Source organism: Limosilactobacillus gastricus PS3, assembly GCF_000247775.1.
GTDB lineage: Bacteria > Bacillota > Bacilli > Lactobacillales > Lactobacillaceae > Limosilactobacillus > Limosilactobacillus gastricus_A.
Genome location: NZ_AICN01000013.1, coordinates 14,870 through 29,934 on the forward strand (window position 1 = coordinate 14,870; position 15,065 = coordinate 29,934).

General features: G+C 40.9%; 16 protein-coding genes. 4 read left to right on the forward strand and 12 right to left on the reverse strand.

Annotation, left to right across the window (positions count from 1 at the left end):
• Positions 1-104: 104 nt before the first annotated feature.
• The 7 genes from greA to PS3_RS01065 form a co-directional block, all read right to left on the reverse strand.
• Entirely contained in the window at positions 105-584 is a 480-nt protein-coding gene (gene greA, locus PS3_RS01035) for a transcription elongation factor GreA (protein ID WP_007121732.1), read from the reverse strand.
• Between the two features lie 74 nt (positions 585-658).
• Positions 659-1,300 carry a uridine kinase gene (udk, locus tag PS3_RS01040; protein WP_007121733.1) on the reverse strand — a complete coding sequence of 214 codons (642 nt, stop codon included), beginning with the start codon at positions 1,298-1,300 and terminating at the stop codon, positions 659-661.
• Positions 1,301-1,309: 9 nt separating this feature from the next.
• On the reverse strand, positions 1,310-3,742 hold the full coding sequence (pheT, locus tag PS3_RS01045; protein ID WP_007121734.1) for a phenylalanine--tRNA ligase subunit beta: 2,433 nt from the start codon (positions 3,740-3,742) through the stop codon (positions 1,310-1,312).
• A gap of 5 nt (positions 3,743-3,747) precedes the next feature.
• Positions 3,748-4,794: a phenylalanine--tRNA ligase subunit alpha gene (pheS, locus tag PS3_RS01050; protein WP_007121735.1), complete on the reverse strand. Its 1,047-nt coding sequence runs from the start codon at positions 4,792-4,794 to the stop codon at positions 3,748-3,750.
• A gap of 302 nt (positions 4,795-5,096) precedes the next feature.
• On the reverse strand, positions 5,097-5,429 hold the full coding sequence (locus PS3_RS01055) for a winged helix-turn-helix transcriptional regulator (protein ID WP_040467840.1): 333 nt from the start codon (positions 5,427-5,429) through the stop codon (positions 5,097-5,099).
• Positions 5,401-5,976, reverse strand: coding sequence for an HD domain-containing protein (locus PS3_RS01060; RefSeq protein WP_040467841.1), 576 nt, complete (start codon positions 5,974-5,976; stop codon positions 5,401-5,403). The genes PS3_RS01055 and PS3_RS01060 overlap by 29 nt, the downstream gene beginning before the upstream one ends.
• Positions 5,977-6,078: 102 nt before the next feature.
• Positions 6,079-6,840, reverse strand: a complete 762-nt coding sequence (locus tag PS3_RS01065; RefSeq protein WP_040467855.1) for a TrmH family RNA methyltransferase — start codon at positions 6,838-6,840, stop codon at positions 6,079-6,081.
• Between the two features lie 65 nt (positions 6,841-6,905).
• Between PS3_RS01065 and PS3_RS01070 the strand changes: the two genes are divergently transcribed.
• The 3 genes from PS3_RS01070 to PS3_RS01080 all read left to right on the forward strand — a co-directional run bounded on the left by PS3_RS01070 (position 6,906) and on the right by PS3_RS01080 (position 8,643).
• Positions 6,906-7,178 carry an acylphosphatase gene (locus tag PS3_RS01070; protein WP_040467842.1) on the forward strand — a complete coding sequence of 91 codons (273 nt, stop codon included), beginning with the start codon at positions 6,906-6,908 and terminating at the stop codon, positions 7,176-7,178.
• Between the two features lie 71 nt (positions 7,179-7,249).
• Entirely contained in the window at positions 7,250-8,188 is a 939-nt protein-coding gene (gene yidC / locus PS3_RS01075) for a membrane protein insertase YidC (RefSeq protein ID WP_007121738.1), read from the forward strand.
• 44 nt (positions 8,189-8,232) lie between these two features.
• Positions 8,233-8,643, forward strand: a complete 411-nt coding sequence (locus PS3_RS01080; RefSeq protein WP_007121739.1) for a peptide deformylase — start codon at positions 8,233-8,235, stop codon at positions 8,641-8,643.
• Between the two features lie 48 nt (positions 8,644-8,691).
• Here PS3_RS01080 and PS3_RS01085 read toward each other — a convergent pair whose 3' ends face one another.
• From PS3_RS01085 to PS3_RS01105, 5 genes are read right to left on the reverse strand one after another with little or no spacing between them, the layout of a single operon-like run.
• The gene (locus tag PS3_RS01085) at positions 8,692-9,420 is read right to left on the reverse strand and encodes an ABC transporter ATP-binding protein (protein WP_040467843.1); all 729 of its coding nucleotides are present in this window, start codon (positions 9,418-9,420) and stop codon (positions 8,692-8,694) included.
• An 8-nt stretch (positions 9,421-9,428) separates the two neighbouring features.
• Positions 9,429-10,256 (reverse strand): ABC transporter permease subunit, encoded by an 828-nt coding sequence (locus tag PS3_RS01090; protein WP_081478359.1) that lies wholly within the window; start codon positions 10,254-10,256, stop codon positions 9,429-9,431.
• A 17-nt stretch (positions 10,257-10,273) separates the two neighbouring features.
• The gene (locus tag PS3_RS01095; protein WP_040467844.1) at positions 10,274-11,251 is read right to left on the reverse strand and encodes an aliphatic sulfonate ABC transporter substrate-binding protein; all 978 of its coding nucleotides are present in this window, start codon (positions 11,249-11,251) and stop codon (positions 10,274-10,276) included.
• Between the two features lie 13 nt (positions 11,252-11,264).
• Positions 11,265-12,803, reverse strand: coding sequence for an AMP-binding protein (locus PS3_RS01100; RefSeq protein WP_040467845.1), 1,539 nt, complete (start codon positions 12,801-12,803; stop codon positions 11,265-11,267).
• The gene (locus PS3_RS01105; protein WP_040467846.1) at positions 12,784-13,968 is read right to left on the reverse strand and encodes an acyltransferase; all 1,185 of its coding nucleotides are present in this window, start codon (positions 13,966-13,968) and stop codon (positions 12,784-12,786) included. Before PS3_RS01105 ends, PS3_RS01100 begins: the two co-directional genes overlap by 20 nt.
• Before the next feature lie 193 nt (positions 13,969-14,161).
• On the opposite strand from PS3_RS01105, the gene PS3_RS01110 reads away from it, so the two are divergent.
• On the forward strand, positions 14,162-15,028 hold the full coding sequence (locus PS3_RS01110; RefSeq protein ID WP_007121741.1) for an alpha/beta hydrolase: 867 nt from the start codon (positions 14,162-14,164) through the stop codon (positions 15,026-15,028).
• Positions 15,029-15,065: the final 37 nt, after the last annotated feature.

The window sequence follows — 15,065 nt, forward strand, 5'->3', positions numbered from 1 at the left end:
ATTCATTTGGTTTATCGATACACCAATAATAAAACACCAGTGTAAGCGCTGTCAATACGATCCATTAAAAAAAAGTCCTGCCAATGGCAAGACTTTAAAACCAATTATTTAACATCTAAAACTTCAACTTCCATAGAACCACCATTTGGTAATTCAACATTAACCTTATCGCCAATTTTGTGACCAATTAAACTCTTGGCCATCGGTGATTCATTGGAAATTTTTCCTGACATAGGATCTGACTCTGATTCTCCCACAATCACATACGATTCGGGTTCCTCATCTGGAAGCTCCTTAAAAGTTACTTCCCGTCCTAATGCTACCTCATCAGCGTCAACATTATCATTGTCAATGATTTCAGCATATTGAAGCATATTTTCAATTTGCGCGATGCGTCCTTCGACAAAAGATTGTTCATCCTTAGCAGATTCATATTCAGAGTTTTCTGATAGATCCCCATAACTCCGCGCAATCTTAATCCGGTTAATAACTTCAGGGCGACGAACCAACCGGAAGTTTTCAAGTTCTTCTTCTAACTTTGCTTTTCCCTCTAATGTCATGGGATAAGTTTTTTCATCTGCCATTAAAGCACTCCTTACTATATGTATTCACAGTTTTTAAACTGTACCACTCACGGAAATTTTTTTCAACTAATTTATTAGATCCGATGCCCTCGCTGTACCAAAATATCGCGAACCTTCGTGGCTAAAAGATCGATTGCCACCTGATTCTTGCCCCCTTCTGGAACTATAATATCGGCATAGCGTTTGGTCGGTTCAATAAACTCATGATACATCGGTTTGACCGTCGTTAAATATTGATCAATGATTGACTCAATTGACCGGCCACGCTCCACCATATCTCGTTGGATTCGTCGAATAATCCGAATGTCATCATCCGTATCAACATAAACCTTAATATCCATCAGGTTCCGTAACCGTTCATCATCTAGGATCAAAATTCCTTCTAGGATTATGATTTCTGGTGGTTCCACATGGCGAGTTTCATTTGAACGGGTATATTCAGCATAATTATAAACCGGCATTTCAATTGCTTGATTATGACGGAGCTGATCTAATTGTTGATATAACAAATCATTATCAAAGGCTAACGGATGATCGTAATTAACCGCTTTGCGTTCTTCCATCGTCATAGAAGCTTGATCATTATAATAAGTATCTTGTGTGATAATTTCCATCGATTGACCATTCATGAGATCATAAATAGCATGACTTACCGTGGTTTTACCACTACCTGAACCGCCTGTTACCCCAATTACTACGGGTCGTTTTCTTGCCATGATCTACTCCTAACGAATTTCCGCCGCTAAGGTTGTTTGAAGATGATCAACTACTTTTTCAAAGGCTGCATTAACTTGATCTTCAGTTAAAGTATTCTGCCGATCTTGGTAAGTCAGCGTGTAGGCAAGTGACTTCTTCCCTGCTGGTAAATGAGCTCCTTCATACAAATCAAAGAGTTGAACGTCAACCAAGTATTGACCACCCTTAGCCTGAATGGCTTCCACAATTTGAGCATTCGTAACGGTCTGATCAACTAACAAGGCCACATCGCGGGTTACGGTTGGATATTTACTGATTGGCTCATAATGATGGTCTAAACGTGGTGCAGTTTCTAACTGACTCAGATCTAACTCCATCACATAAGTTTCAGGAATCTTATAGGCTTGGGCGGTCACTGGATGCACTTGTCCAAGAAAACCAATTAATTGATCATCTAAATAAACATCCGCCGTCCGTCCTGGATGCATTTCATCGCGTTGATCATTTGCCCGGTAAGAAACTTTCCCCGCAATAGCTAAATTAGTTAATAGTTGTTCTAAAATTCCCTTAACTGTATAGAAATCAACTGGTTGGGCCTTATCTAGCCAAGAATTAGTTGTTAAGGAGCCAGTTAAGGCCATGGCAATATGCTCTGGTTCGTCTGGTCGAGCTTGGTCGGCTTGCGGTAAAAAGACCCGTCCTTCCTCATACAAAGCTACATTCTCAACTTGCCGAGCGACATTGTAAGCCACATCGTTTAATAGGCCGCTAATGATATTCATCCGTGCGGCAGTGTGATCAGAACTCATTGGATAGTCCAATTGCACTGGGGCAGTTTCAGAAGGATTAATCTTAAATTGACGCGCTTTTTCATCGGTAGTCAAGGAATAACTGATTGCTTGATTTAATCCCAAGCCCTCTAAGACATGCCGAGCCTCTCGAACTAATTTTTGCCAAGCAGTAAGGCCACCTTCCGTGTCGCCGGTTGCTGGTAAGGTTGACGGTAAATTGTCATAACCATAAATTCGAGCAATTTCTTCGTATAGATCAGCTTGAATTTCAATATCCCAGCGCCGTGGTGGAACTACTACTTCCAAATGATCATCATTCATCACTTGAGTCGTGAATTGCAGTTGTTTAAAAATCTGTTGTAAATCGGTCATTGACAAATCAGTTCCTAAAACATCGTTCGTCTTGGTAAGCGATAAATCAATGTTAACGTCGCGTGCAACTTTTTCGCTTCCCGTGGCAATTCCTTGGGTCGCTTGTCCGCCCGCCAATTCTTGTAGCCAGTAGGCGGCTTCATTCAATGCTTGCTCACACATTGCTGGGTTAATGCCTCGTTCAAACCGCATGGAGGATTCACTATGCAAATCTAAACACCGGGCTTGCTTCCGTACTAAGATGGGATCAAAGATGGCCGATTCAAGAACTACATTGATTGTTTGATCATCAATTTTGCTATCATCACCACCCATTGTCCCAGCTAAAGCTACCGGATGATCACCGTCGGCAACCACAAGATCCTGACTAGTCAATTCCCGATCTTCACCATCTAAAGTAACTAAATGTTCATCAGCTTGCGCATGACGGACCGTTAAATGTTTTTGATTGAGTTTGTCAAAATCAAAACTGTGGAGCGGTTGTCCATACTTCAGCAAAATATAATTGGTCACATCGACAACATTATTAATCGGCCGAACCCCGGCATTCCAAAGACGAATCTGAAGCCACATGGGGCTATCTTGAATCGTTACGTTTTTAATTACCCGGGCCTTATAAGTCGGTGCTAATTCAGGATCAGGGATTTCAACTTGTAATAAATCGGTCGTCTTTTCTGCACTGGATTCTTCAACTGTATGCATACTGAAGTTCACCGGCAAGTCGTACATGGCTGCAATATCATTAACGTTCCCATATACGCTAAACATGTCACCCCGATTAGGCGTTACATCCGTCGCAATGATGGTATCGTCCATCCCTAAATATGGGAAAACACTGTCACCCACTTGGGCGTCATCAGCCATGAACCAAATCCCTTCTTCATAGTCCTTTGGCGCTACTTTTTCACTAAAGCCAATTTCTTGTAAGGCACATAACATACCGTTAGATACTTCGCCACGAATTTTGCCCTTCCGGATTTTTTGATTATCAGCCACTCGTGCTCCCGGTAAAGCTACAATCACCTTTTTACCAGCCGTCACATTTGGCGCTCCACAGACGATTTGGACCTTTTCCTCTGAACTAATTTGGACCTGACAGAGCTTGAGATGATCTGATTCTGGATGTGGTTGACATGATTCAATATAACCAACCACCAGCTTACTTAAACCCGTACTTGGTGAATAAACATCATCAATTTCCACAGAAGTCCGCGCCAGTTTTTCAGCTAATTCAGCTGGCTCAATCTGATGGTCTGCTAGTGGTAAATATTCATTAAGCCATTGATATGATAAATTCATGTTAATTATCCTTTCTGATCAAATTGCGTTAAGAAGCGCATGTCATTTAAGTAGAAGTTTCGAATGTCTTCCACTCCATACTTTAGCATTGCAAAACGGTCTGGTCCCAAGCCAAAGGCAAACCCACCGTATACTTCGGGATCCACTCCTGACATTTTTAAAACATTAGGGTGAACCATCCCGGCCCCTAAAGCTTCAATCCAACCGGTTTGCTTACAAATACTGCAACCCTGACCATGACAATTGAAACAAGTAATATCTGCTTCCACTGAAGGTTCTGTAAATGGGAAATAGCTAGGTCGCAAACGAACTGATAATTCGTCGCCAAATAGATTTTGCGCTACCGCTTCTAAAGTTCCCTTTAAGTCAGCCATCGTAATATGCTCACCGATTACAATTCCCTCGACTTGATGGAATTGATGACTGTGGGTAGCATCATCAGTATCCCGTCGGTAAACTTTTCCGGGCGAGATCATTTTTAAAGGTCCCCGTGAAAAATCATGTTTTTCCATCATCCGAGCTTGCATCGGGGAAGTTTGAGTTCGCATCAAGATGGAAGGGGTAATGTAAAAAGTATCTTGCATGTCACGGGCTGGATGGTCTTTTGGTAAGTTTAATTTTTCAAAATTATAAACTTCCTCTTCCACTTCATGCCCGGTAGCGACTTCGTAGCCCATCCCAACAAATAAATCGATGATTTGATCGATGATCTGCTGAATAACATGTGGTTGTCCTTGAATTACTGGCCGACCAGGTAGGGTTACGTCTAAAGTTTCGCTAGCTAATTGCTGGTTTAATCGAGCGGCTTCAATTGCCGATCGTTTTTCATCTAAAGCCACTTGAATTTGATCGCGGATCTCATTTGCAAATTGACCAACCTTTGGACGTTCCTCCTTTGATAAATCCTTCATTCCCCGTAAAACGGCGGTAATTGGTCCCTTTTTCCCTAAGAACTTAACGCGTGCTTCATTAATGGCTTGATCATCAGTACTATTTTGAATTGCTTCTAAGGCTTGCGCCCGCAGTTCAGTTAATTGGTCTTTTAAACTCATTTCATTCTCCTTACTAGGGTACGAAAAAAGCCCCGTCCACAAGGGACGAGGCTTCGCGGTACCACCCTAATTCATGATATAACTATATCAAACACTTAGTGATTGGTAACGATAATCAACCGGATACAAAGTATCAACTCCGGAAGTGAAATTCATTGACTTGGTACTCAATGGCTTCCAGTCCATGGCCATTGTCCCTGTTTCCCGACATCAACTACTAGTTTCCATCTTGGTTATTAACATTGCCATTCTATCGAACTGGTTAACAATGGTCAAGATCTTTCAAGAATTCTCCTAAGATTTTACCGCCATTTCTTACTCCAATCATGAACGGCATCCATAATTGGGGCTAATTCTAAACCCGATTGGGTTAATCGATAGGCTGGTCGAGATGAATGGCCGCCATCAAGCACCCGTTCAATAATTTCTTCATCTTCTAATTCTCGCAATCGTTCACAAAGGACCCGATCACTACATTTTTCAACTTGGCAGGCTAAATCCTTAAATCGCGCTTCATGTTCATTTAAGAGCACTTCAATAATTAGACCATTCCACTTCTTGCCTAAAATCTCAAAAGTCTTCGCAAAATGTGGACACAAACTGAAATCACTGGTGGTTGTTGATAACTGTTCCATTCACTCGCTCTCCCCTCATTTGATGACGTGTTTGACGTCGACTAGCTTGGTAACGACGCTGTAGATTCCGCTTTTGATGTCGCAATTTCTTCCGCATAGGACGGAAAAATTCGTGTTCGGCTTCATAATCATCCACTAAAGAGACAATCAAACTTTCCCAATACTTAGGCACAGCTAAAGTCGAACCAAACATATGCTTCAAAATTATATCTTGCTCCTTGTCATTCAGGTCTGTCAACTTTTCTGCATTTCGTAAGGCAACGCGCGGATGAATAAACGCGTGGGTTCCTAAATCAAATTTGGTCGTACGCCAATCATAATAAAATAAATCATGTAAGATCCCGGCCCGGGCCGTACTTTCATAATCTAGGTTCAATTTTTTAGCGACTCGATAACTATCATATGATACAGCGATCGAATGTTGGAGCCGGTTTGAATGATGATGTTGAGTATAATTTGCTAATGCTTTTACTTCTGGCTTTGCTAAAAGATCTTCTACAATCGCAACATATTCTGGATCTTTTCGCCAACTTTGATCTGTCTTCATAATGGGTCGTGTCCTTTCTAAATCCAGGTCCTTTATTATATTTTACCCGGTTTGGCTAGCGAAAAGTAAGCCATTTCATCTAAATTATTACAAACTTAAGAACTAATTCACGGAAAACATTAAAATCCCGGCCGACACCGCCACATTCAACGATTCGGCCTGTCCGGGCATCGGAATATAAACATTTTTAGTCGTTAACTGTAACAGGTTATCGGCCATTCCCTGTCCTTCATTCCCCATTACGAAAGCCACTTGATCACTTTGTGGTAGCTCGCGATAACTAATGGCTTGGGGATTTAATTCCGTCCCGTAAACCGGCATGCCATTGGCTTGCATCGCGGGTATTAAATCACTCAACTCAGCCGTTGCTAACCTGATATGAAATTGGCTTCCCTGCATTGAACGCATAACTTTAGGACTAAAAAAATCTACCGTTCCCTTTCCAGCAACTACTCCATTAAATCCAGCCGCATCCGCCGTTCGAACCATGGTACCCACATTTCCTGGATCTTGGACCCGATCTAGTAATAACCACTTGCCCGATCTTGGAATTGTCTTCAATTGTAAAAGGGGTGACCCGACAACTGCTGCAATGCCTTGAGGGGTTACTGTAGCCGTGATTTCTTGCATAATTCCACCAGTAACCTGATAGACTTGATTAACGCGTGCTACAATATCATTATGTAAAGCTAATTCCGCTTTTGTTCCGATTAGAGCCGTGATTTGAACTTGGCTTTGCAGGGCTTCTTGAACTAAATGCCACCCATCCAATAGATAGCTTTGGCTTTGTTGACGCCCTTTCTTAGTTTGTAATTTTTTCCATTGTTTAACCCGTTGATTTTGGGTTGAGGTTATTATTTCCACCATTTGTCACCTATTTGTTTAATTTGTTTAATCATACCATAAGTTAGAAACTGGAGATGAATCGAATGATTAATTATGAAATCCTTGTTGATGGTATTGTCCATGGCGTTGGATTCCGCTGGGCTACAAAACAAATTGCCGATCAACTGGGCTTAGTCGGCCTAGTCCGAAATCTGCCAAATGGCAAAGTTTTTATTATTGCTCAAGGTCCCAAAGAGCAAATGACCGCATTTGTTAACCAACTCAAACAGGGACCGAATCCATACTGTCAAGTTGACCATGTCTATGTTAGCCAAAAGAACATCGGCGACTTCCATAACTTTCAAGTAACCATGTAGGTTAGGAGTGGTATTTAACCCGCTTTTACGGTAAGATAGCACTTGTACATTTTATTTAAAGGAAGTCTAGCATGAAACATAAACGATTGTTCACCTTATCCGGACTAACCCTTCTCGGCTTGGTCCTCAGTGGTTGTGTTCGAACCACTAAAAGCGGAAAGCCTTATGGGATCATCTATGATTACTTGGCGAAACCAATGCAACATTTTATGGAATGGTTAGCGGGTATCTTTGGCGGTAACTATGGCTTAGCTATCATTGCCTTAACCATTATTATCCGGTTGATTTTGTTTCCCATCATGTTTAACCAGATGAAAAAGTCAACCATGATGCAAGAGCGGATGTCTAAACTCCAACCGCATTTAAAGGAACTACAGGAACGGCAAAAAAATGCCAAGACTCCAGAAGAACAAGCTCTAGTTGGCCAACAAATGATGTCATTTTATCGTGATAATAATGTCTCTTTAACGGGTGGCATTGGTTGTTTACCATTATTGATTCAACTTCCAATTTTCGCCGCCTTGTATGCAGCAATTCGTTATTCTCCCGAATTATCAAGTTCTCCTTTCTTTGGGATTCCACTTGGTAAACCAAGCATCATTATGGCTCTGTTAGCTTTTGTTACTTACGCAATTCAAGGAGTCTTGTCTTTGCAAGGAGTTCCCCAAGAGCAACGAGCTCAAATGCGCAGTGCCATGTTAATTAGTCCGATTATGATCTTGTTTATTTCTTGGACTTCTTCAGCTGGACTAGGGCTCTATTTCTTTGCTGGCGGAATTTTTGCCATTTTGCAAACCGTTTTAATTAATCTCTATCGTCCAAGAATCCGGAAACAGATTGAAGAAGAATTAAAAGATAACCCTATTAAGGTACCTGATCCAATCCAACCTGCTAATTCTCAATCGGATGTTCAAGCAACCATTGATCAATTAAGGAATGATCACCAAAAAGCGGATCACGAACATCATCCTAAAGGGCGGAATGCTGGTAAACAACATCATCAATCATAAAACTAGGTCGGGTTCGCCCGACTTTTCTTTTGAAAGGAAAACCTATGATTAAACCCATTTGTAAAGATCCTCAGGTCCTAAGTCAGCCTAGCCAACCAGCAACCCCTCATGATTGGCCAATCGCCCAAGATCTTCTCGATACGCTAGTTGCTCATCAAAAAGAATGTGTCGGGCTAGCCGCGAATATGATTGGGATTAACAAACAAATCATTGCCGTTAGCCTAGGACCTATTAATATCGCCATGCTTAATCCGCAGATTACCGTTAAGGAGCAACCTTATCAAACTCAAGAAGGATGTCTCAGCCTGATTGGTCAACGGCCAACCAGGCGCTATCAAGAAATTACCCTTGTTTATCTAGATCAAACTGGGCACCAACAAAAATTATCCCTCCATGGCTGGGCCGCACAAATTGTGCAACACGAGATCGATCATTGCCATGGCATTATCATTTAAGCAAAAATCCCCTGAATGAACCTAATCAGGTTTATCCAAGGGATTTTTTTATACTACTTCTTCGGCATAAATCTCATCTAAAATTCGCTCAGCTAAGACCGCCTGATGGGCTTTTTTATCATCACCTGAACCACGATAAGGATTCTCAAAGACTTGGGCAATATGTGAATTCTTAACAACTACAATTCGATTGGCCATCCGAGTTGCTTCATGGACATCATGAGTAACGAGGACCGTAGTTAACTGACGACTTTGCGTTAGATCCATAATTAAATCTTGCATTTTTAGTCGTGTTAAGGCATCTAAGGCGCCGAGCGGTTCATCCAACAATAACAATGGTGGATTATCCATTAATGCTCGCGCTAAAGCAATTCGTTGCTTCTGTCCTCCTGAAAGGCGACTCGGATAATAATCACCAAAATCAGCTAATTCAACTGCTGCTAACAATTCATCCGCTTGTCGAACTTTATCATCTTGATGATTACCAAAGGTCAAATTATCACGTACCGTCATCCAAGGCAAGAGCCGATCATCTTGGAACATCACTCGTGACTGACGGTTAATGCCATTAATTTCTTGACCAGATTGTTCAATCTTACCAGTGCTCGGTTGTTCTAACCCGGCAATCATCCGTAATAAGGTCGTTTTCCCACCACCGCTCATTCCAACTAAGGCGACAAAATCATTTTGATTAATCGTTAAATTAGCATTGCCTAGAGCGGTTTTTTGTCCATATACTTTTGTCACATCATTGATCGTTAATAATTTAGACATCATTCTCCCTCCTAGCCTTGTTGGCGCCAATTCAAGAACATCACTTCGAGATTTTTCGCAATTATATCCGATAATTTTCCGAGTAAAGCATAAATCACAATACATAGGAAAATTGTCTTCATATTCATTAATTGTTGAGCGTTGGTGGACATATAACCAATCCCTGAATCAGCAGAAACCGTTTCAGCAACAATTAAGGTAGTCCACATAACCCCAAGTGCATACCGAAGCCCCATTAAAATAGTTGGTAAGGCACCGGGAAAAATAATCTTAGTAAACATTTGTCGCTTGTTTAATCCATAAGATTTACCCATTTCAATTAAATTAGGGTCGACTGAAGTAATCCCATGAAATGTATTTACATAGACCGGGAACATACATCCAACAGCCACCAATGAGATTTTAGCTCCTTCATTAATCCCTAATACCAAGATCACCACAGGAATTAAGGCTAAGTGCGGAATATTCCGGACCATTTGAATGGTGGAATCAAAGGCTGCCCGGGATAACCGGGAAACACCATTGGCAAACCCTAAAATAAAACCAATTCCACCACCAATTAGTAAACCAGAAGTGGCCCGATAGAGCGAGATACAAATATTAGTAAATAATTCACCCGAGAGCGCTAATTTCCATCCTTGTTGCAGTACTTCCACTGGTGAGGGCAAAAACGTCGAAGTGACGATTCCGGTATCGACAACTACTTCCCAGGCAACTACCAAGAGGACGGGAATTGCCCACGGTAGAATTTTAATTAACCGATCCTCCAAGGTTCGTTGACTAACCTTGGGTGAGATAGGTTGTTGTACTTGAATTTGTTTACTTTCAACCATTTCCATCTTCATCACCCCTCATCTTATTTCAAATATTGCACATGATCACTGATGTCAACCTTTTTGGTGATCACTTTAGCTTGATAGAATAGATCTGCGATTTCTTGTTCTTCCTTAACGGTTGCTTTCGTCATCGCTTCCCAACTATAAGACCGCCGGTTAACCATCTTAGTAACTACTTTAGTGCTTAATTTCAACTTCTTAGCCATCATCTTAATAACCTTGGACTTATGTTTGTTAGCCCATTGCATATCTTGATTAGCATACTTAATAATCAAGCGAGAAGCTTCTTCATTATCTTCAGCAAAACTGGTGCTAGCCATCAAGTATGAACGGTTATTAACCCCTAAGGTCTTACCGTTAATTAGTAATTTTGAATTGCCAGTTACTTCAGCTTGTGAAGTTGCAGGATCCCAGTTTGCCCATGCATCCACTTCGCCGTTGTTATAAGCAACACTGGCCGCCGATTGATCCAAATTCTTTAAGGTAACATCGGAAGTCGACAATCCCGCCTTCTTCAAAGCCATTCGTAACATGTATTCCGAACTAGTTCCTTTTGTATAAGCAATCGTCTTCCCTTTCAAATCAGATAAGGAATCAATGCCGGAATCATTTTTGACTAAGATTCCCGATCCATTCGCTTTATCCGCCCCAGCAGCAATGTAAGTCAATTTAGTTCCAGAAGCTAAGGCCGTTACTCCAGGGGTATCACCCGTTCGAGCATAATCAATATTCCCCGAAGCCAGTGCTTGCATTTCGGCCGATCCGTTGGAGAATTCTTTAAACTTAACTTTGTAGCCCTTGGCTTTCATCTTCTTAGCAAACTCACCGCGGGTTTTTGAAATATCAAATTCATCCCCGGCCTGATAACCAATCGTAATGGTTTTTAATCCTCCTGCTGAATCTGCATGGGTTAAGCGGTAACCAATAAATGCCACAACTAGCCAGGCCACTAATAGAACTAAGGTTACAATTTTACGAACCGTACGTTTCTCTCTCATTAACTCACGCTCCTTATACAGCTAATTCGGCTTGCATTAACTGCGTCACCTGTTGTGACAATTGTGGTCGCATAATTTTGCCGGTTGGATTTAATGGGAACTCATCCACAAAATATACTGCCGTCGGTCGCCGATATTTAGCTAATTTAGTGGCTGCATATTCCATAATTTGATGTTTTAAGAAATTAGATTTCTTTTGATCATCTTGTAAAATAACCACGGCCGTTACGGCTTCCCCATAAATTTCATCAGGGGTTGGCACAACTGCCACATTTTTAACGTAATCAAGTTCCCCGATCACATCTTCAACCAGGGTTGGATTTACTTTTTCGCCCCCGTGATTAATTAAATGTTTCTTCCGACCGTTTAACCATAGATAGCCATCTTCATCAAAGTAACCTAAATCACCGGTATGGAACCAACCATCATGAAAATCTTTTTGAGCGCGTTCGTCACCATTTAAATATTCCGTAATGACATGGGGACCACGAATGGCAATTTCTCCTTCAACCTGGGGATCATCTGTATAACCATTATCAGTAACAATCTTGACTTCGGAACCATATGGGATTCCAACAGAACCCAATTTAATAGCATCTAATGGATTCAAGGTACATTGACTACATGATTCCGTCATGCCGTAGCCTTCCAGAATCGGCACCTTAAATTCATTTACAAATTGTTCATGCCGTCCCACTGGTAACATGGCTGATGCACAACGGATAAACCGTAAATGATGGTTAGGATTAAATTCGGCTTTTGAGGCTTCATTTTTCAAAAGAATCGTGACAATCGTTGGAACAACCGACGACCAAGTACAATCATCTTCATTAATCCAATGCCAGAATTTTGAAGCGGAAAACTTGGGAGCAATCACAATTCGACCACTGACTAGGAGCATCGAATTAATGATTAACTCTTGGGCATTGATATGAAACATTGGCATTACAATCAAAACCGTATCATCCGATGTCATGCGGTGGGTATAGGCATCATCTTGGGCCGCTTGCCACATGAACTTATGGGGTAAACCAACTTGCTTGGGCTTTCCGGTGGTTCCAGAAGTATTTAAAATCCAGCCCAAACTTTCTTCATTAGGTTCTAGTAGACGGCCATCATTTCGATTCGTTTTTTTACTCAAGATCACCAATCCTTCCGGGAAGGTTTCCAAGGTCACTAACACCGAATTCAAATCATCACGACCCTCAAATGCAGTGGCCATCTCGGCCGTAAAAATCATTGCTGGATATTGATGTTCTTCATAATCAGCCACTAACTCTGCTGCCGTCGAGGTTGCAGATACCGGGTGGGCCGTCATGCCATAGCGCCATAAGGCTTGATTAATTGGTAAATAAGCCGCCGTATTGGCCAAAGCCATAAAGACCACATCATCAACTGACAAATTTATGGTCTGAAAGACGGCTTGCAAAGTTTGAATATCATTTTCCAGGTCTTCACCCGTAAACCAACGCCCTAACCGAATATCTTTCACAACCGGGCGCCGCCAATTATTAGTTAATTGTGCTTTTAAATCATGAGTTAACTTGGTCATAGTTTCTTACCTTCTTTCGAAAATTTATTTTTTGTGGTCGACCGACTAGCACACCGAATGGTGGCACCTTATAGCAGAAGAATGAGATTAACCATGCTCCCCCAAGGGCAATCAGATAGCCAAATGGTAAGAGGATAATTAATTCCCAACTGGATACATTATTTTTGATTAACCCTAACAGACCGGCTAACAAGGATAGTGAAGCCGTTTGGGTTAGATAAACCCCAAAGGATAATTTAGAAGATAGATCCACAGCCTTAGTAAATTGTTGCCAATTGGGTAATTGACGACGTTGCGCATATTGTTGACTTAAAGCAATGATTGTCAAAATCATGAAACTTGCATAAAACATCAAGTATGGTTGATGAATCAGGTTTGCATAATGGCGATTAAGGTGTAGAACCTGAACATTATATTGATAAAGAACTAAAGTTCCGAGTGCCAAAAAAGCAGTGATTGCATAAATCTTTTTTCGATGAGTTTGAAGCCAGTTAGTAAAGGCTTGATAATGAATTGCTACATAAGCCCCCGCCATAAAGTAAAACTGGTAGGCAAAAACATTAATCCCATAATTGCGGATCCAGTATGGCCAGTTGCTAGTGTCTAAATGCGGTAATTGGTATTTGACAAAGAATAAAAATACTAACTGTAAAATCCCACTAATCACTAAGAGTAAACCATGGTGTCCTTCTGTCTTTCGATAAATCCATACCATAATTGGGAAAATTAGGTAAAGTTGCATTGTGACCAGGATATAGTAAAGATAGAAATAATTTCCATGTAGCAATCCCAAGCCCAATTCACTCAGCCATGATGAAAAAGTGATCGTACTTCCCGTAAAAACAGCGGTCATAATTAAAAAGAATCCCATCCAGAAAACATAAGGAATCCCGGATCCCTTGTATCGTTTCTTCCAAAAGACCCAGTAATTAATTTCTGGTTTGTAATAATAACCCAGAAATAAAACCAATCCGGTAACGAACATGAAACCCATCCGGGTGAAATGAAGGATCAAGTGGGTAGAAACCAAAAAATTGTAGGCCCAACTATTACTTGCTGCTGCCGCCGTAAAAGTCGAGGTTGTATGGTTAGCTAAAACTCCAAAAATAAAAATACAACGCATTAAATCCACTTCGTATAAATATTTTCTTTTGGTGGTTGCCATGGCCTCAGCTCCTTTCGATTTATCATGATTGCTAGTTTACCGAACGGTTTCGACCAATTTATGAATGAAAAAGTCTACTTTTTCTGGTTGTTTTCGGAACGAAATATGAATTCCAACGAGAAATTATGAATTTACTTGTGAAAAGTAAAAAACTCCCGTAAGCTATCTCATAAGCTATCCAGGAGTATTAATCATGAAAAATTTAAAATGGTATCTTATAACTAGCCTAATTGGTCTAGTGAGCATTAGTGGGATCTGGCTCTTCATCGGGAGCCTTCACCAAGATCGTCCAGATCGTTCTGACGCTGATTTTATCCAATCATCAGTCCCAACCTTTTTTCTCCATGGTTGGAAATCTTCTTATCATGCTGAACAACAAATGGTTAATTATGCAAAAAAACAAGGCGTTACTACCAATATCATCGTGGCCCGGGTTCATCGTTCAGGTCGAGTGACCCTTTCCCAAAATCTGAATTCTGCGGCCAAGAATCCCATCATTATGATTAATTTCGATGATAACCATATGCGTGATTATCATACCGACGCTAAATGGTTGCGCAATGTGATTGTTAAAGTACGCCAGCATTATCACTTCACCCGCTATAACCTAGTTGGGCATTCAATGGCCAATATGACCATTTATCACTTTATTTTGGTCTATGGAAATGATCACCAGCTCCCAAAATTACAGAAAATTGTTGATATTGCCGGCAATTATAATGGAATTTTAGGAAAGAAGCATCAGCCCATCCACATTAAAAATCACCCTAATATGAAACCCCAAGAAATGTTGCCCGCTTACCAACAATTATTAAAGCTACGTCAGACTTTCCCTAAAAAACAAATCAAAATTTTAAATATCTATGGTGATTATGATCATTCTGGAACCGATGGACACGTTGCTAACGCGTCAACCCTATCTTTAAAATATCTCTTAAATAATCGCGCCAAATCATATCGGGTGATTAAAATCACGGGATACCATGCTAACCATAGCGGGCTCCACAACAATTTAAAAGTTGATCGAATCTTAGTTGATTTCCTTTGGCGGAAGCATTAACTAAAAAGGCCAGCGTCACCAAAATGGAAAATTCCAT